Genomic DNA, 17,599 nt, shown 5'->3' with positions numbered 1-17,599 from the left:
ACTGAAGCAAAGCAAAATTTTGTTTTTGGCATAAGAAATTTAGTCTTTTCTGTAAACATTATATATTTTTGAGCTGTGAGACTATTCTTATTACAATTAGAAGATTATATGTTACCATGCATGTGGAAACAATCTTTTGGTGTAGACTGTATGGGTTGTGGTATACAACGCTCATTAAACTTAATCCTTCAAGGTGAGTTTGTTGCAGCTTTTTATATGTATCCTGCGATTTACACTCTAATCTTTATGTTTGGATTCCTTGGTTTGCATTTAAAGTTTAAGTTTGCAAAAGGTCATAAAATTTTATTAGGGCTTTTTATCTTAAATATTAGTATTATTGTAATAAGCTTTTTAATTAAAACTTTTTAATCAACTATAATATGGAACAACAACAACTACCTAACGGAACCCTTGTACTAGTAATGGGGATTTTATCAATCATTGGATGCTGCTGCTACGGCGTACCTGGATTAATTTTTGGAATAGTAGCAATAGTACTTGGTAATAAAGCTACCAAAGTATATCAAGCTGCACCAGAAAATTATACTGGCTTTGGCAATGTTAAGGCTGGAAAAATTATGGGCATAATTGGAGTTGTTTTAAGTATTTTAATGGTAATCTACATAATTTGGATTATATCTTACTTTGGATGGGAAACGTTACAAGACCAACAAGAAATGCAACGTCGCATGCAAGAAATGATGGGACAATAATCTCATACTTAAGATACACTAACTTATATTACTAAAATATGTACGAAAATCAAGATCAACAATCATTTCCGCCTAAGGATTTACCGCCAAGACCAAATAATTATTTAGTTCTAGCGATTATTACAACTTTTCTTTGTTGTAATGTTACGGGAGTAGTGAGTATAATATATGCTGCTCAAGTAAATGCTAAATGGGAAGGTGGCAATTATCAAGGTGCAATTAGTGATTCTAAAAATGCAAAACTTTGGGGGCTTATTGGACTCATCGGTGGTTTTGTACTTATAGCTCTAATGATGTTATTTTATGGAGCAGCTATTATTGCCGCTATGAATTCTGGCGGATATTAAGAATTTTATTAAATATAAATATCTAAAATATGGGTATCTCCTACTTGCGATACCCATATTTTTTTTAGTCAAGTATTACTACTTAAACGATCCTGAAGTAGCTAAAGGTGAAGGCCTATTTCCACGCTGTCCTTTTCACAGTATTACAGGTTTGCATTGCCCAGGATGTGGTAGCCAACGTGCCACTCACGATTTACTTCATCTAAGAATTGGAGAAGCATTAATGCATAATATAGTTATTGTTATAATTGCGATTCTTTTGCTGTCTAAACTATATGCCTATATAACAAAAAGGTATAATCAAAAATACTACTACAATCTTAGTCATAAGCCTTATTTTACCTATGCTATTGTTGTAGTAGTATTTTTATATTGGATTCTAAGAAATATACCTGCTTACCCATTTACGGAGTTAGCACCTTAATTTTCAAATTCCTTTAGCGTATTAATAATAATAGAGATACAATCTAGTAATTGCTCCTTATTCATTACTAATGGTGGTGCAAACCTGATAATATTACCATGCGTTGGTTTTGCTAAAAGACCATTATCTCTTAGTCGCAAACATATATTCCAAGCCGTGTCACTATCTTCAGTATCATTAATTAAAATAGCATTCAAAAGTCCTTTACCACGTACAGCATTTACGATTGTACTACTTTCAATATATTTTGATAACTCTTTTCGGAACACCTTACCAAGTTCTTCAGCATTTTTTGCAAGTTCTTCATCTTTTATGACCTCGAGTGCAGCAATACCAATAGCAGCAGCAACAGGATTTCCACCAAATGTACTACCATGATTACCAGGCTTAATAACATTCATAATATTGTCATTTGCCAACACAGCAGATACAGGGTATGCGCCACCTGATAGTGCTTTCCCAAGAATTAATATATCTGGTTTTACATCTGGAGTGCCAGAACAATGTTTGTCTTCACATGAGCAATTTCCACAAGTAGCCAATAAACGGCCAGTGCGCGCTATACCAGTTTGTACTTCGTCAGCTATAAACAAAACATTATGCGCTTCACACAGTGCCTTAGCTGCTTTTAAATAACCTTCGCTTGGTACATAAACACCAGCCTCTCCTTGGATTGGTTCTACTAAAAAACCAGCAACATTAGCATTGTTCTTTAAAGCGGCTTCTAGAGCATTAAGATTATCGTATTCAATTTTAATAAAACCATCTGTATATGGTCCAAAATTTTTGCGTGCAACAGGATCATTTGAAAATGATATAATCGTTGTTGTACGCCCATGAAAATTATTTTCGCAAACAATTAGTTGTGCTTCATTTTCATCAATTCCTTTAACTTCATAGGCCCATTTTCTACATAGTTTTAAAGCAGTTTCAACGGCTTCAGCTCCAGTATTCATAGGCAAAAGCTTATCGAATTTAAAGGTTTCTGTTGCAAATTTTTCGAAACGTCCAAGCATGTCATTATAAAATGCTCTTGAGGTTAACGTTAGTGTTTGGGCTTGGTTTACCATAGCGCCAACAATTTTAGGGTGACAATGCCCTTGATTTACAGCAGAATAAGCTGAAAGAAAATCATAATATTGTTTTCCCTCTACATCCCAAACATGCACACCTTCTCCTCTACTTAAAACCACTGGAAGTGGATGATAGTTGTGTGCACCGTACTTGTCTTCTAAATGTATCGCATCTTGCGATGTTAATTGGTCTAAAACAGCCATTTTAAAAAATATTTTAAAAATTAAACATTTATGCTAAGCTGAGAATTTTGACATGCTAAATCTCGCTTAGCGAGTTCCTGTTCTACCTTTATCCTTTCGATAGTGCTCTCACTGAAGTATTGTGAGATTCGAAAATTCAGCGTGGGAAAGAAATCATCCCTAAGAGTTTGCAAATTACTAAATATTCTATGGGTTAAAAAACTATTCTGAAATTTTGTTTGATAATGAAGACACTTGTATTTCTAACCTCTTAATTTCTCTAATAAGCGCTTTCTTATCCATTTGCATCCATGAGAATAATTTTAATAAGCTTGAAGCCATAATACTTAAAACCCCGTATAGTCCCCATCTAATTAATTCATTAGTTTCTTCCGCATTAAAGAATTGAATAGCACAGTATATAAATAGCGCAAACCAAAGTACTTGTACAATACTTGTAACGATATTTATCCAGCTATTTTTCCCTTTAAAAATGCCAAATATCATATTAATAAGGTTTTGCTCTTCTAATTCGTCATAAAACTTTGCTTCTTCTTCACTCAAAGTTTCTTTAATTAATTCATCTATTTCACTCATTTTAGTCTTCATAATGTTTTGCTTTTAAAATTGTTTTTAATTTTTCTCTTGCGTGAAACAACCTTGATTTAACAGTACCTAGCGAAACATCAAGGATCTCACTTATCTCTTTTAAATTGTAGTCTTGAGAATAATAAAGTTGTATAACCAAGGTTTGCTCGTAAGACAAATCCTTGATAGCTTTTAATAAATCTTGTTTTAATCGTTCTCTATTGGAGTTATCTTCCTTTTCAATATTAGTATCCAATTCACGATTAATTAGTTGTTTATTAGATACTTGTCGCAGATAGTCTGTGGATTTATTAATCACTATCCTGTAAACCCAAGACTTAAAGTATTTGGGGTTTTCTAGGGTGTTAATTTTATTAATAATGGTAATCCAACTTTCTTGTGCAATATCTTTAGCAACGTCTTTATCCTTTACTATCCAAAACGATTTTTCACAAAATAATTTATGCCATGTCTTCACCAAGTCATTTAATACACTAGTATCTCCAGATTGCAATCTTTCAATTAAATAGGTATCATGATGAATTGATTTTTTAGGCATTTAGTTTTGTTTTCTATTACAATGACGTAAAAGTGTATAAAAGGTTCAATCTTATCTTCTTTAAAATTAAAAACCATCTAATTGAAACTAAAATTATGGATTAAGAATTATAAAATGCCATTATATTTGCACTCTAATTTTAAGCCATGCCAAGAAGAGAGCGTAATAAATTTGTAAAGCGAGGACAGATCTTAGAACTGTTAATCGAGGATTATGCTTTTGGTGGCAAAGGTATTGCTCGTATACGCAATGAGCATGGTGAGTTTGTTGTATTTGTTCCAAATACATTGCCAGGGCAATTGGTCAAAGCTCAAGTAAAAAAATCTAGTAAGACCTATGCTGAATGTAAGTTGTTTGAAGTACTTAAATCTTCTGATGACGAAGTTGATATGCCTTACCAAGATATTCCAGGCGCACCTTACATTAAGTTACCCATAAAACTTCAGCATAATTACAAAAAGCAAAGTACGCTTGAATTATTTAAACGCATCGGTAAGGTAAAAGATATTGAAACCAAGTTTGATGAATTTGTGTCTTCACCAAATACATTTCATTACAGAAATAAAATGGAGTATGGATTCTCTGCTATTGGATACAACAGAGAATTAAAAACTGATGTAGATGAATTTACCCTTGGGTTTAAAAAAAGAGGTACTTGGTGGTGTGGAGAGAATCTGAATAACGATTCAGGTTTATTTGATGAACAAGTTGAAGATAACTTAAAACTCATACGACAATATTGTGAAAAAACAGGGCTTTTACCTTGGCACGCTCCAAGAAAAGAAGGTTTTTTCAGGTACTTTGTTGTACGTAAATCCTATAAAACCAATCGTTTATTATTCAATTTAGTAACCACATCTTACGACTTACCAAAGTTTAATTTAGAAAAATTTTCTAATCATTTAATCGAATTGTTTGGTGAACGTGTAGCTGGCCTATTACATACTACAAACGATGAGATTGGAGACCGAACTATTGCAACTACAGGAGAAATCAGCCTTGTATATGGCGATGATAAGATTGTTGAAGAACTTTTAGGCCTTAATTTTGAAATAAGCATGAAAAGCTTCTTTCAGACAAATCCTAAATCTGCAGAAAAATTATACTCTAAGGTTATTGAATACGCCATAGAAAATAAAAAGGCCATTGATAATACTGTGGTCCTAGACCTTTTTTGCGGTACAGGTACAATAGGACAGATTTTAGCTTCTAAAAGTGAAAACGCTCAAATTGTAGGTGTAGATATTGTAGCTTCAGCAATAGAAGATGCCAAAGCAAATGCAAAACGTAATAATATTGAAGGGTTAAAATTCTACGCAGCTGATGTTGGCAAATTTTTAAATGAGCATCCAGAATATAAAAACCAAATTAGAACAATTATTCTGGACCCAGCAAGAGCAGGAATTGCACCAAAGACGCTTAAAAAAATAATAAACCTCGGAGCAGAACGTTTGGTTTACGTATCTTGTAACCCAGCAACACAAGCCAGAGACACGGAGCAATTAATGCAAGCTGGTTATGAAATAAAAAACTTAAGCTTGGTTGACCAATTTCCGCATACTGCGCATATTGAAACGGTTGTTTTATTCGAAAAATGCTAATTCGTTGATTTGTTGATTTGTTGAAGATGAAAACATACTCCTTTGAAAAGTTAGAGGTTTGGCAAGAGTCACTCGAACTGGTCAAATTAATATATAGTTTAACTGATACTTTTCCTAAAGAAGAAAAATTTGGGTTAACCAGTCAACTTAGAAGAGCAACAATTTCTATCTCTTCAAATCTAGCAGAAGGAACTTCAAGAATGACATATAAAGACAAGGCGCGTTTTACTACAATTTCCTTTAGTTCGGCAATGGAAGTTTTAAATCAATTAATAATTGGTGAAAATTTAGGTTTCATATCAAAGAATGATTATATATTAGCCAGAACTAAAATTGAAAAAATAACTAACATGCTTAATGCGTTACGTAATTATCAACTTAACAAATAAACGCATCAACATCACACATGAATAAATCAAAAATTGTATATCGAATCCACACTTCAATATTAATTGTATTGGGTTTTATTACATTACAAACTTGTGAGCGCGATGACATTTGTGCAGAAGGTACACCAACCACTCCTAGATTACTCATAGAATTTTTTGACGCCACAGATACAGAAACTGTGAAAAGTGTAACAAGACTTTCTGTGTATGCAGCGGACTTAGTTACAGATGACATGGGTACAATTACTTTACCTGAGGCTGCAGATAGTACTACACTTATATTCAATTCAAACGCAAATTCCATAGAATTACCATTGATTATTGGAGATGAAGGTGTAGCAGGTTCTACGCGTTACTTTTTTGAAAGAGATACCAACTTAAGGCTAGATGGTGATACAGGTACAGATTCAAACATCGACATCATAGACATAACTTATACTCCAGAATTTGTATATGTTTCAAGAGCATGTGGTTTTAAAAGTATCTTTAATGGATTACAAGTTACCACAAATGGAGATGGAAGTGATACGGATGAATGGATCATCAGTATTGCATTTAACGGTACAACAGAAGGATCAATTACAGTAGAAAACGAAGACGCAACACATGTACAAATATTTCATTAAAAGTTTCATTATAGTATTAGCTTGTTCGTCGTCATTACTGGCGCAAGAAAGTCAAGAGTCTCAACAAGATTCTACAGCTATTAAACAAAAATATGGATTACGATTTGGTGTAGATGTATCAAAACTAGTGCGTTCATTTATTGATGACGATTATCAAGGGTTTGAAATCAATGCCGATTATAGACTTACTCAACGTATATACTTAGCCGGTGAATTAGGTAATGAAGAGCGCACACTAGATAATGATGTTGTTAACTCTACAGCAAAAGGCAGCTATTTTAAGGCTGGTGTGGATTTTAATATGTATCGCAATTGGCTAGATATGGAAAATATGATATTTGCCGGATTTAGAGTTGGTGCGAGTACATTTTCTCAGACCTTGAATAGCTATTCTATTGACAATTTTTTCAACCAATATTTCGATGAACAAGTTACCGTTAATACACCTCAAGAATTTGATGGTTTGTCGGCCATTTGGGGTGAACTTATACTTGGTATAAAAGCAGAAGTATTTAATAATCTGTTTATGGGGCTTAACGTTCAGTTCAAAATTTTAGTTTCTGAAACCAGTCCTGATTTATACGAAAATCTATACATACCTGGTTTTAACAGAACTTTCGATAGCGGTAGAGTTGGTGCAGGTTTTGGATACAATATTTCGTATCTCATACCAATCTTCAAAAAAGATAAACCTGTAAAAGACAATACTGAAGATATCGAAGAAGACACTTCCGATAATTAGTCAATGTTGCCATTTATCAGATATTTTATATCTTTTTATAAAATATCGGACTTTAAATGGAAAGAGATACCATTGCAGATTTAATAGACTCTAAGCATTCAGACTACATAGAATGGGTACAAAACCAACCAGATGAGCATTGGGAAATAGCCCCTGAATCTAAATGGTCTACGGGTCAACACACCTTACACTTATTACAAACCTTAAAGGCAATTAATAAAGCTTTAAGCATGCCCAAATTTCTTCTGAGATACAAATTTGGCAAGTCTAATCGTGAAGTCAGAGATTATGACACGGTAGTTCAGCGTTACGAAGAGCGACTTAAAGCGGCTCAAGGTAAAACCTACAAAGGCTCTCAGAATATGAAAGTGCCGGGTATTAAGGATAAAGCATACTTACTAAGTCGTATGCAACAAGAGCAAAAAAAACTAGCCTATAAGACACGAAAGTTATCTGATAAAAATTTAGACAATCTGATATTACCACATCCATTAATGGGAAAAATGCCGGTAAGAGAATTATTGATGTGGACGTCTCATCATACGGAACATCACAACAATACCTTAAAAGAAAAGTACGTGTTTGAGCCGTAATATAATGTACATGCTAGACCAAGCAATTGCCATAAACTTCAGTCAGTAGTATTTCAAAAAAGTTTCAAAGCTATTAAATCTCGATTATCGAGTAAAAATTTTTACGAGTAACTCTTTTAATAAGTCACCTTGAGGTATTGCATTAGCACCAACACCTTTTCCTTTTACATCAAAATCACGCAATAAAGCTACTACTCTACTAACATTCTTCATCGGGAAATTCCGTGCAGCAGCATTGTACTCATTAACAAAGTATGGATTAATTTTTAATGCAGAAGCCACACTTCTTGGTGATTTATCACTCAAACCATGATACTGTAATAACTGCGAAAAGAAATTAAATAATAAGGATACTGTCACCACCATTGGGTTATCTTTAGGGTTTTCTCCAAAATATTTAGCAATTCTAAATGCCTTAGATAAATTACGCTCGCCTACTGCTTTACGAAGTTCAAAATTGTTGAAATCCTTACTAATACCAATATTTTCTTCAATAGCTTCTGGTGTAATTTGAGCACCTTTGGGTAATACTATTTTTAGCTTGTTAAGTTCATTTTCAATTTTAGACAAGTCAGTGCCTAAAAACTCCACGAGCATTTGAGCTGCTTTTGGAGTAATCTTATAACCTTGGCCTGAGAGCACACGCCTAATCCAATCCGGTACTTGATTATCGTACAGTTTTTTGCTCTCAAATAATATACCTGTTTTATTAATGGCTTTATAGAGCGCTTTACGTTTATCAAGCTTTTTGTACTTATAATTAATAACCAAAACAGTTGTTGGCTGAGGATTATTAACGTAATCCACTAACTTCTCTATGGTACGGCTTAAATCTTGAGCTTCCTTAATGATAACAACCTGTCGTTCTGCCATCATAGGATAACGTTTGGCATTACTAACAATGTCTTCTATGGCTATGTCTCGACCATAAAGCACCATCTGATTAAAACCTTTTTCAGCTTCATCTAACAAATTATCCTCTATATATTCAGATATTTTATCAATATAATAGGCTTCTTCACCCATTAAAAAGTAAATGGGTTTAATATCACCATTTTGTATGGCTGTAACTATTTGCTTGGCTTCTTCCAAAAAAGAATTAAGTTGGAATTTGGTATTTAGTTATTGACAATTACTTTTGTGTAGTGCAAGACCTTAATTTTCCAAAGTTCGACTACCGTTTCAAAAGTACAGAAAATAAAGTTTCTATTTTTGATATTATCCGCAAAAAATTTGTGATTCTTCAACCTGAAGAATGGGTTCGTCAACATTGTATTCATTACTTAATTGACCACAAAAAATATCCCAAATCATTGATCAATGTGGAGAAAGAACTTACCGTCAATGGTTTAAAAAAACGCTATGATATTGTAATTTTTAATCCTGATGGTTCTATTTTTTTGATTGTTGAATGCAAAGCACATCACATCACTATAAACCAAGATACGTTTGACCAGATTGCGCGCTACAACATAAGCTTAAATGCTACATATTTAATGGTAACCAATGGAATTAATCATTATTATTGTCAAATGGATTATGAAGCTAAACAGTATTCGTTTTTAAAAGATATACCTAATTACTCTTAATGGCTTTCTCAACCAAAGACATAGCAATTGTTATTTTAAACTGGAATGGAAAATCGCTTCTAGAGCAATTTCTACCTACTATAGTAGGTCATTCTCAAGATGCCAAAATATATGTAGCTGATAATGCGTCAACTGATAACTCGGTAGTATTTTTAAATGAATATTATCCTTCTATTGAAGTTATTCAAAATACTGAAAATGGTGGTTATGCAAAAGGATATAACGATGCCTTAAAACATGTAACTGAGCCCTTGTTATGTTTACTTAATAGTGATATTGAAGTCACTAAAGATTGGCTAAATCCTGTTGTAGAAGCCTTTAATGGTGGTGCGGATATTATTCAACCCAAACTATTAGACTACAAGCAAAAATCACATTTTGAATATGCTGGAGCTGCAGGAGGTTTCATAGATAAATACGGTTATCCGTATTGCCGTGGTCGCATTTTTGAAACCCTAGAAGAAGACAAAGGCCAATACAATGACACCAAATCAATTTTTTGGGCTTCGGGAGCATGTTTCTTTATTAAAAACGACACCTTTAAAGTTTTAAATGGATTTGACGAGAGCTATTTTGCCCACATGGAAGAAATAGATTTATGCTGGAGAGCTTACAATAGTGGATACAAAACTATATATACTGGGCAATCCACAGTATATCATGTAGGTGGCGCAACCTTGAAAAACACCAGTGCTCAAAAAACCTATCTCAACTTCAGAAATAGTTTATATACACTAACCAAAAACTGCGATAAAAATCTATTTGGTATTTTGTTTTCAAGGCTTATTCTTGATGGTATTGCAGCACTTCGGTTTTTAATACAGCTAAAACCAAAATTTCTTTTTGCAATACTTAAAGCACACATCAGTTTTTATGGAGCTTTACCTAGATTATTGAAAAAGCGTAAGCTGCTTAATCAAGCATCTACCTATTATGATAAGAAATCTATTGTCTGGGAATATTTCATCAAAAACAATAAAACGTACGACTGTTTATAAGTCTGTTAAAATTTTTGTTAATCCATCTACTATTAGAATTGCTTTTCTATAATTTTGTCTCATTCTAAAATAAAAACCCTATTTGAAAGATGAAGAAAACGATTTTATTTAGTATTTGTGCTACTTTAATGCTGACGGCATGTGTATCGAAGAAAGACTATTTAGCACTACAAGAAAAACAAAAAGAAACTCAAGATTTACTGAATACAGCCACAGTTAAGCTTAATGCGTGTCTGTCTGATCAAGCTGCTGCAACAGCACGCTTAGAAGGTCTTAGAGAGCAACTAGCAGATTTACGTCGTAGTAACGAAGCACTTATAAAAAGCTCTCAGGATTTAACTGAACTTACAAGCAAAGGTGCAGAAAACCTTGAAAAATCATTAGAATCACTTAAAGAACGTGATTTAAAAATTACACGATTGCAAGATGCTTTAAACAGAAAAGACAGTGTAACGTTAGCCATAGTAACAAGCTTAAAAAAAGAAGTTGGTATTGATGATCCGGACATTGAAGTTAATGTAGAAAAAGGTGTTGTGTTTATTTCTATAGCTGACAAATTATTATTCAAGAGCGGAAGCTATAATGTAACTGACAGAGCCAACGAGATTTTAGGAAAAGTTGCAAAAGTAATTAACAGTAAGCCAGACTTTGAAGCTATGGTAGAATCGCATACTGACAACGTATCCTATAGTAAGCCTCCATTATTAGATAATTGGGACTTAAGTGTAAAGCGCGCCACATCAGTAGTTAGAGTTTTAGAAAGTTTGGGTGTTAACTCACAACAACTTATTGCAGCTGGTCGTAGCTCATATGTACCTCTAGTAGAAAATGATACTGCAGAAAATAGAGCTAAAAATAGACGTACACGTATTGTAGTTTTACCTAAAATAGACCAATTCTATCAGATGATAGAAGACGAAATGAAAAATCTTTCGGCCGGAAACTAGTCTAGATTTATATAAATAAAAAAGCCCGAGCAATTGCTTCGGGCTTTTTTATTACTCTTAAATGATTAATGTTTTAGCTTCAATATTCCCTTCTTTATCAGTTAGTCTGTAAACTTTGACTTCTTTTATTTCATTAGGTTTTCCGTAGTTTCTAAAAACAGTGACCTTAAGACTTGTAGGGCCAATAATTTTTTGCACATCATCCGAGAAGTAAACAACACTAATTTCATATTTACCTTTAGCCGCCTTCTTAAGCTTGAAAGTTTCAGGTCCGTAACCATCTGTAAAATCATCAGATATCATACCGCCTAATTTTGATGTTTTTCTGCCATAATATAACTCGTCTCCAATTGGGTTCTTGATATGTAAATCTAAGTCCGTATTATTATGATTCCAATCAATGACAACTCTTATATCTGTATCAATTTTGGCAAATTCATCTCGATATTCTCTTAATTCAGATTTAGTATGTACTAATCTGCTCAATTCTATGTATGCAATTTTTTCAATACCATTAAATCTGCTTCTTTGGTCTTTTTCTAGTAAATCTCCATCTATAATTGTATTAAACATTTTATAAGCTTTTTTGTAATCTCCAACTGCTTCATAAGCTAAAGCCAAATCTCTATAAGATTGTGGTTCTTCTGGTCTTAAATTAAGTACTTCCTCATAAACATATACCGCTAGGTTAAACTCTTTGTAAGCTTCTAACTTATATGCTAAAGCTCTTATTAATTCGTGATTATCGATTTCTATTTCTATTAAATTAGAGACAATTCGCAAAGCATATTCTTTATTGTTTTTTGTTTCAAAATATTCTGCAACATCAATAAAAAATGATGGCATATTATGATATTTTAATCTTAACTCCAGGTATAATTCATATGCAATATCAATATTGGTTTGCTCATTAAGCAGTGCTAAATAAGGTGCATTTTTTTGCCAGGATTTTAGTTTTGTTTGTTCTTCAATTTTTTGCTCTAATTCAGTAATAGCTTCTAAATTATTTTCAGCGCCTTCTTTTGTGCTAATCACTATAACACCATTTGCACCACGATTACCATAAATTGCTGTTGCACCTGCATCTTTTAAGACTGAAATCTTTTCAATATTCTGCGGTTCTAAGTTTCTGATATCATTCTCTGATAAAGGAACACCATCTACAACAAACAATGGTTCAGTATTACCACTAATTGAACCTACACCGCGTAATTGTACCAAGCTATTTCCGGCTGGTTGACCAATAGCAGTTGTTATATTCAACCCAGGGACTTGACCAGAAAGTGTTTGGACAAAACCTGCATTTGGTCTATTCTCTATATTTTCAGATGATACGCTAACAGAAGACACAGTCGATTTTGCCTTAGAAGTTGTTGCATAAGCTGTTATAACAACTTCATCTAAAGAAGCCGTATCGTCTTTCATCGTGATGTTAGTTGTATTTAAATTTGAAAGATGAAGTTCTTGGGTTTCCATACCCAAAAAAGCAAAAATTACAGTATCACCAATATTGGCATTAATTTGATATCTACCATCAAAATCCGTTAGAGTTCCTCTTGAAGTCCCACTAATATAAATGTTAACTCCAGGCAAAGGAAGTCCATCACTTTCTGCTATTACAATTCCAGAAATACTTGGTTTAGTCGCATCAAAATTAGGTGTATTTATAGCAGAAGAACTTGCATTTCTTGTCGTGTTAGTCGCAGTTTCTATTGGCTTTGTCTCTGGGTGTTTTACAACTTTTGGTTTTGTAGAAAAATCCTTATTATGCCATGCAATGACATTTTCATATTCTTTTTTTAAATCTTCCTTTCGTTGATTAATTCTATTATTTCTAGCTACTTCTTGTTGCTTACTGTTTCTAACCAATCTATTGTATTGTGTCAATAATTCTTTTGGTGGTTCAATCTTATATCTAACATAATCCTCTACTCTATCTAAGACAATCATAGACGTGTAAGGCGAAATCAAATGATTTTGTTGGCAATGCTCAATAATTAAATTTTTGTTCTCTTCCTGATTGTTTAAAAGAGATTTCAATTTTTGCTTAGACCAAAGTCGTTTTGCAATCTTAGATTGAATTCCGTTTTCAATATCTATAAAAATAGAATTTGTTATTTCTCCATTGTAACCAAATAGCAATTCAATAGTACTAGAATTGAAGTGTTTCCCAGCAATTGAAAAATTTCCATTAATGATTGTTCCAGATTTAGGATAGACTTCATAAACTCTGTTATTCCCATTTACGCCTAAAAATTGTAATGGTTCGTGCAGAAGTTTGTGAATTGCATTATCCTTTGACTCTATAACTAAATTAATATAGCTTCCGCCAAGATTATTAGCCTCTTTTTCAAGAATTTGATGATTTGCTGATTTTACAGAATTAATAGCATATAATCTTTTAATATTTTTAGTGGATAGTTCACCCAAATTAAACATACCATCAGAAATCAAAATAACTTCTTCTGTTTTTACAACTGGCAAATTACTGTACGATGTTCCACCGTCATAAACAACAGCTTCTATGCTATTTTTAAGCGCATTCCAATTTCCATTTTTCACAATAAAAGATTGTTTTTTTATAATGGCATTACTGAATACAACAAAATCAATAGACACATTATTCAGCTCCTTAAAATAAGCATCTAAAAGTTCAATTTCTTTCGTTTTGTTCTTGTACAGCATCGAATAAGACGCATCCCACAGAAGCGTTAAAGACTCTGGTTTCTTCTTTATTCTAGGTTTAGTAGGAATGAATTGATTAAAGTAGAAAAAATCATCCTTTACTAATACTGTACTTTCTGTTTCTATGGGAATAGTTAGATTTAAACTCTTTTTAACGCTAGTATTGTCTTGCTTAAATTTGGCAATTAATTTTCCTTTAGATTTTTTAAAATTTAATCTATTTTCTAAAAAACCATGAACTATTGGCATTTGAGTTTTTGAATTCTGAACTACATTTAGCTCAAAACTTTCCAAACGAGATTTAAAGTCAAACGGTAACTCTAATAAATAATTATTATTCTCAGATTGTAAATTTTGCTCATAGCTTATGACGATACGTTTGTAACCATTAGCTGGAATCGGATACACTCTAACTTTATAGTTGTTTCCTTTAGTTTGTTCTAAAAGTGCAGGGTCAATGCGTTGTTCAATCGTATTTTCGTAGGCCACTCGTCCTAATTCTTTTTCGACAACAACAGCATCACGTAGATGACCATTTAAATCCATAGATAAATGAGAAACGGTTTGTCCTTGTCCTAATGGAAAAGCTAACTCTCCTTCCAAAATTCGGTTTAGTCCGTTATAAAATGTCATGTCATACGTCACTTTTGCATACTGACCAGAAAGCTCGGCATTAACTTGAAGTTTACTCAGTTTTAATTCTTTGTTCTTACCAATTTTAACTTTAGGTGAAGTTTGCGCGTTGAGACCTATAGCAACAAACAAAATTGTAAAAATTTGAAATAGATTTTTCATGAGCTGATTTTTTAAATTAGTTTTTAATTACTGAAATAATTTCTGGGAGCAATGCTAATGCTGATAGCACTACAGCGGCGCCATTCCCATTTTGTTTTGTATTTACATTTTGAGCAACTAAAGCAACAGGTTGTGTTGTTTGACGCTCCGGAAGCCTGACCATGATGACTTTATTCTCATAATCTTCTTCGTAATTTTCCTTAGCATGTTTATATGCTAACTCAATACCATCATCACCAAATGCTTTAATACTAGCTTTTGGATATTCAATGACATGAAGTAGCTTCTTTAGATTATCAGGAGACGCTTTACTAAGAGCTATACCGTTGTAATGATTATAAGTAGCAATGCTTATATAATCATCTTTAGACAATCGCTTAGACAAAAATTTAAACGTCTGCTTTAGAATAAATTTATCCTCTTCTGAAAAGTTACTGGCGTGAGTTTTAAGCAGAAAGGTGATGTTTTGTGGTTCGCCATCTTCCTCGAAGTTCTCTATAACAAATGGAATTAAATCTTCATGTGTTACAGACTCTGTTTCAACAGCCTTTTGGCTGTGCAGTTGCATTGTAATTAACAGCAAAACAACTAATTGGGTTGGTTTTTTCATCGTTTCTGCATTTTAAAGTTTCCATAAAACTAAATGCAATACGACTTAGATGAAATCTAGAATGAGTGAAGTAAAGGTTTAAATGAGTTAACTAAGCCAAAGCAGAATTAACCGTTTTCTGACGCTGAATTTTTCCATTAACCGTTTCAGCAAACTTATCTAAGCTATAAATGGCTTTCGGAATTTCGTATTTAGACAGTGTTTTAACAGCCTTAATTTTATTGATAATTTCCTTTGTATCAATTGACTTTGCTTCAACAATAAGAATTAATTTTTCACCTAACGCATCATCGGGTTGAGACGCAAATATAAAACGATGACCTATGATTGATTCTAATTTTGCTTCGATTTGCTCAGGAAATAATTTTACACCACCAGAATTGATAACATTATCAAAACGGCCTAACCATTCAAAATTAGTGTTGCCATCTAATTCAACAATATCATTAGTAACAATAGGCTTATCTGATACATTAGGTGCATTAATAACTAAACATTGTCTATCGTCTTGAGAAAACTCAACATTAGGTAATGCGTTAAATTTAGAATCCCCTTTTTGCTTTTTAGACTCTAACCGTTTTAAAGCCACATGAGTGACAGTTTCTGTCATACCATAGGTTTCATAAAACTGAGATGAAGCTGTTTTTATTCGGTTAATTAATTGACTTGGTATTTTAGAACCACCAACAATAATATTTTTAATCTTACTGGTATAATCTAAAGTATTGCCCAACTGCAATGGCACCATTGCACAAAAATCATAGTCTTTGTCGTAGTCAAATATAGGCTGAGAACTTGGTTCAACACAATCAATTTCTAATCCTAGTAGCATCGCTCTAACCAGCATCATTTTACCTGCTATATAATCAGTAGGTAAACAGTTTAAAGCAGTATTACCGGGTTGTAACATAAAAAAATCTCCAGTGGCAATGGCAGAATTTACCATCGCTTGTTTAGATATTTGAATTGATTTTGGCGCACCAGTAGACCCTGAGGTTTTTACAGTTATTGTATCATCATCATTTAGCCAATCTGCAATAAAATCTCCGGTAACCTGCTCATAGGGTACGCCTTCTTTAATTAAGCTATACGCAACTTCTTTTAGCGCCTCTCTATTAAAATGGTGTCCGTTAAGTTTAAAACGGTTATGAACCTTGCTATAATGTGGTACCATTTAGTCTAAGATTTTGTAGTCCTCTTTTGGTGGTGGAGCTACGTCTCCAAATAATTTATCTTTCCAATTGGTCCAACCATATTTCTTTGATAGAATAAATAATAGAACCGGGTAGATCACAAGTACAGGGACAGCAATTTCAGCTAAACTTGTTTGCGTTGGGTCTGATATATCTCTTAATATAGAATCTGTTTGCAATGCCGTCCAATCTGCCGTCACCAAAAGTGCGGTAAACAAATTGTTTGCAGCATGGAAACCTAAAGCTAATTCTAAGCCTTCATCCATTAAGGTCATTATACCCAAAACAAATCCGGTACCTATATAAAATATCATAATAGAATAACCCAATGTATCAACTTCAGGATTAAAAATATGTAATAAGCCAAAACCAACAGATGTAATTATCAATGGCAACCATCTGTTTTTAAATACTACACCAAAACCTTGCATTAAGTAACCTCTAAAGAAATATTCTTCAAAACTAGTTTGTAATGGCAATAGCAAAATGGCAATTGTCGCCAGAATGGCAAACTTTTTAGCGTCAAAATTAAATACGTAATCTTCAGGAGATAAATAGTAATCTACTAAGACCATACCTGATGAAAACACACCCCACAATATGAATATAAACCAAAATCTTCCCCAATCTATTTTTTGACGCGTCGTTGTTAAATCTTTAAATGATTGCTTATGTAGAACTTTAGAAGTAAAAATCACCCCAATTAATCCAACAGCAAATGAGACTAGCATTAAGAATAAAAATAGGTTACTCCCTAATAATGCCACCATATCAGGTATGCTAGATAAAGCACTTAATGACGCACCCTTAGCAACTTCTATTCCTAAAAATATCATTAATGGTATAGCACCAATAATTTGCCATGCAATAAAAACAATAATGCTTCCTAACAAATATCTCCACCATTCATGGAGTCCCTTATAGGCTTGTTGTATATAGTCCAT

The 17,599-nt window shown here is 33.1% G+C and carries 20 protein-coding genes; 12 read left to right on the top strand and 8 right to left on the bottom strand.

What is annotated here, in order from left to right:
* Positions 1–75: 75 nt before the first annotated feature.
* From ED556_RS06770 to ED556_RS14630, 4 genes are read left to right on the top strand one after another with little or no spacing between them, the layout of a single operon-like run.
* Entirely contained in the window at positions 76–369 is a 294-nt protein-coding gene (locus ED556_RS06770; protein ID WP_296321112.1) for a DUF2752 domain-containing protein, read from the top strand.
* A gap of 11 nt (positions 370–380) precedes the next feature.
* On the top strand, positions 381–713 hold the full coding sequence (locus tag ED556_RS06765; protein WP_296321109.1) for a CCC motif membrane protein: 333 nt from the start codon (positions 381–383) through the stop codon (positions 711–713).
* Between the two features lie 38 nt (positions 714–751).
* The gene (locus tag ED556_RS06760) at positions 752–1,060 is read left to right on the top strand and encodes a CD225/dispanin family protein (protein ID WP_296321106.1); all 309 of its coding nucleotides are present in this window, start codon (positions 752–754) and stop codon (positions 1,058–1,060) included.
* Positions 1,044–1,484, top strand: a complete 441-nt coding sequence (locus ED556_RS14630) for a DUF2752 domain-containing protein (RefSeq protein ID WP_366663745.1) — start codon at positions 1,044–1,046, stop codon at positions 1,482–1,484. The genes ED556_RS06760 and ED556_RS14630 overlap by 17 nt, the downstream gene beginning before the upstream one ends.
* Here ED556_RS14630 and rocD read toward each other — a convergent pair.
* From rocD to ED556_RS06745, 3 genes are all read right to left on the bottom strand, one after another.
* Positions 1,481–2,761, bottom strand: a complete 1,281-nt coding sequence (rocD, locus tag ED556_RS06755; protein ID WP_296321103.1) for an ornithine--oxo-acid transaminase — start codon at positions 2,759–2,761, stop codon at positions 1,481–1,483. The genes ED556_RS14630 and rocD overlap by 4 nt on opposite strands.
* Positions 2,762–2,962: 201 nt before the next feature.
* Positions 2,963–3,349, bottom strand: a complete 387-nt coding sequence (locus ED556_RS06750) for a DUF6768 family protein (RefSeq protein WP_296321101.1) — start codon at positions 3,347–3,349, stop codon at positions 2,963–2,965.
* Positions 3,339–3,887: an RNA polymerase sigma factor gene (locus ED556_RS06745; RefSeq protein ID WP_296321097.1), complete on the bottom strand. Its 549-nt coding sequence runs from the start codon at positions 3,885–3,887 to the stop codon at positions 3,339–3,341. The genes ED556_RS06750 and ED556_RS06745 overlap by 11 nt, the downstream gene beginning before the upstream one ends.
* Before the next feature lie 146 nt (positions 3,888–4,033).
* Between ED556_RS06745 and rlmD the strand changes: the two genes are divergently transcribed.
* Genes rlmD through ED556_RS06720 form a run of 5 tightly spaced genes read left to right on the top strand, consistent with a single transcriptional unit; the run spans position 4,034 to position 7,838 of the window.
* Positions 4,034–5,488: a 23S rRNA (uracil(1939)-C(5))-methyltransferase RlmD gene (gene rlmD, locus ED556_RS06740; RefSeq protein ID WP_296321095.1), complete on the top strand. Its 1,455-nt coding sequence runs from the start codon at positions 4,034–4,036 to the stop codon at positions 5,486–5,488.
* A 26-nt stretch (positions 5,489–5,514) separates the two neighbouring features.
* Complete coding sequence (locus ED556_RS06735; protein ID WP_296321092.1) at positions 5,515–5,877, top strand: four helix bundle protein; 363 nt, start codon at positions 5,515–5,517, stop codon at positions 5,875–5,877.
* 17 nt (positions 5,878–5,894) lie between these two features.
* Positions 5,895–6,503 (top strand): DUF6452 family protein, encoded by a 609-nt coding sequence (locus tag ED556_RS06730; protein ID WP_296321089.1) that lies wholly within the window; start codon positions 5,895–5,897, stop codon positions 6,501–6,503.
* On the top strand, positions 6,484–7,245 hold the full coding sequence (locus ED556_RS06725; protein WP_296321085.1) for a DUF6048 family protein: 762 nt from the start codon (positions 6,484–6,486) through the stop codon (positions 7,243–7,245). The genes ED556_RS06730 and ED556_RS06725 overlap by 20 nt, the downstream gene beginning before the upstream one ends.
* Before the next feature lie 56 nt (positions 7,246–7,301).
* Entirely contained in the window at positions 7,302–7,838 is a 537-nt protein-coding gene (locus ED556_RS06720) for a DinB family protein (protein WP_296321084.1), read from the top strand.
* Between the two features lie 84 nt (positions 7,839–7,922).
* Here ED556_RS06720 and holA read toward each other — a convergent pair whose 3' ends face one another.
* On the bottom strand, positions 7,923–8,930 hold the full coding sequence (gene holA, locus ED556_RS06715; protein ID WP_296321082.1) for a DNA polymerase III subunit delta: 1,008 nt from the start codon (positions 8,928–8,930) through the stop codon (positions 7,923–7,925).
* Between the two features lie 53 nt (positions 8,931–8,983).
* Here holA and ED556_RS06710 point away from each other — a divergent pair, with 53 nt between their 5' ends.
* From ED556_RS06710 to ED556_RS06700, 3 genes are all read left to right on the top strand, one after another.
* Positions 8,984–9,427, top strand: a complete 444-nt coding sequence (locus ED556_RS06710; RefSeq protein ID WP_296321081.1) for a type I restriction enzyme HsdR N-terminal domain-containing protein — start codon at positions 8,984–8,986, stop codon at positions 9,425–9,427.
* Positions 9,427–10,425, top strand: coding sequence for a glycosyltransferase family 2 protein (locus ED556_RS06705; RefSeq protein ID WP_296321078.1), 999 nt, complete (start codon positions 9,427–9,429; stop codon positions 10,423–10,425). The genes ED556_RS06710 and ED556_RS06705 overlap by 1 nt, the downstream gene beginning before the upstream one ends.
* 89 nt (positions 10,426–10,514) lie before the next feature.
* Positions 10,515–11,372 carry an OmpA family protein gene (locus tag ED556_RS06700; RefSeq protein WP_296321076.1) on the top strand — a complete coding sequence of 286 codons (858 nt, stop codon included), beginning with the start codon at positions 10,515–10,517 and terminating at the stop codon, positions 11,370–11,372.
* 57 nt (positions 11,373–11,429) lie between these two features.
* Here the strand turns inward: ED556_RS06700 and ED556_RS06695 are convergent, their stop codons facing one another.
* The 4 genes from ED556_RS06695 to ED556_RS06680 all read right to left on the bottom strand — a co-directional run bounded on the left by ED556_RS06695 (position 11,430) and on the right by ED556_RS06680 (position 17,599).
* Entirely contained in the window at positions 11,430–14,852 is a 3,423-nt protein-coding gene (locus ED556_RS06695) for a VIT domain-containing protein (protein WP_296321073.1), read from the bottom strand.
* Positions 14,853–14,868: 16 nt separating this feature from the next.
* Positions 14,869–15,462: a hypothetical protein gene (locus ED556_RS06690; RefSeq protein ID WP_296321070.1), complete on the bottom strand. Its 594-nt coding sequence runs from the start codon at positions 15,460–15,462 to the stop codon at positions 14,869–14,871.
* Positions 15,463–15,553: 91 nt separating this feature from the next.
* Entirely contained in the window at positions 15,554–16,636 is a 1,083-nt protein-coding gene (locus tag ED556_RS06685) for an AMP-binding protein (protein ID WP_296321067.1), read from the bottom strand.
* Positions 16,637–17,599, bottom strand: a complete 963-nt coding sequence (locus tag ED556_RS06680) for a type II CAAX endopeptidase family protein (protein ID WP_296321062.1) — start codon at positions 17,597–17,599, stop codon at positions 16,637–16,639.

The organism is Winogradskyella sp. (assembly GCF_003712105.1).
Taxonomy (GTDB): domain Bacteria; phylum Bacteroidota; class Bacteroidia; order Flavobacteriales; family Flavobacteriaceae; genus Winogradskyella.
Note: the sequence above shows the minus strand (reverse complement) of the source record. Positions and strands in the feature narration are given on the sequence as shown.

Bases quoted from the DNA above. Each gene is read 5' to 3' on its own strand.
- ED556_RS06765 (WP_296321109.1), top strand. From the start codon at position 381: ATGGAACAACAACAACTACCTAACGGAACCCTTGTACTAGTAATGGGG.
- ED556_RS06760 (WP_296321106.1), top strand. From the start codon at position 752: ATGTACGAAAATCAAGATCAACAATCATTTCCGCCTAAGGATTTACCG.
- rocD (WP_296321103.1), bottom strand. From the start codon at position 2,761: ATGGCTGTTTTAGACCAATTAACATCGCAAGATGCGATACATTTAGAA.
- ED556_RS06750 (WP_296321101.1), bottom strand. From the start codon at position 3,349: ATGAAGACTAAAATGAGTGAAATAGATGAATTAATTAAAGAAACTTTG.
- ED556_RS06745 (WP_296321097.1), bottom strand. From the start codon at position 3,887: ATGCCTAAAAAATCAATTCATCATGATACCTATTTAATTGAAAGATTG.
- rlmD (WP_296321095.1), top strand. From the start codon at position 4,034: ATGCCAAGAAGAGAGCGTAATAAATTTGTAAAGCGAGGACAGATCTTA.
- ED556_RS06735 (WP_296321092.1), top strand. From the start codon at position 5,515: ATGAAAACATACTCCTTTGAAAAGTTAGAGGTTTGGCAAGAGTCACTC.
- ED556_RS06730 (WP_296321089.1), top strand. From the start codon at position 5,895: ATGAATAAATCAAAAATTGTATATCGAATCCACACTTCAATATTAATT.
- ED556_RS06725 (WP_296321085.1), top strand. From the start codon at position 6,484: ATGTACAAATATTTCATTAAAAGTTTCATTATAGTATTAGCTTGTTCG.
- ED556_RS06720 (WP_296321084.1), top strand. From the start codon at position 7,302: ATGGAAAGAGATACCATTGCAGATTTAATAGACTCTAAGCATTCAGAC.
- ED556_RS06705 (WP_296321078.1), top strand. From the start codon at position 9,427: ATGGCTTTCTCAACCAAAGACATAGCAATTGTTATTTTAAACTGGAAT.
- ED556_RS06700 (WP_296321076.1), top strand. From the start codon at position 10,515: ATGAAGAAAACGATTTTATTTAGTATTTGTGCTACTTTAATGCTGACG.
- ED556_RS06695 (WP_296321073.1), bottom strand. From the start codon at position 14,852: ATGAAAAATCTATTTCAAATTTTTACAATTTTGTTTGTTGCTATAGGT.
- ED556_RS06690 (WP_296321070.1), bottom strand. From the start codon at position 15,462: ATGAAAAAACCAACCCAATTAGTTGTTTTGCTGTTAATTACAATGCAA.
- ED556_RS06685 (WP_296321067.1), bottom strand. From the start codon at position 16,636: ATGGTACCACATTATAGCAAGGTTCATAACCGTTTTAAACTTAACGGA.
- ED556_RS06680 (WP_296321062.1), bottom strand. From the start codon at position 17,599: ATGGACTATATACAACAAGCCTATAAGGGACTCCATGAATGGTGGAGA.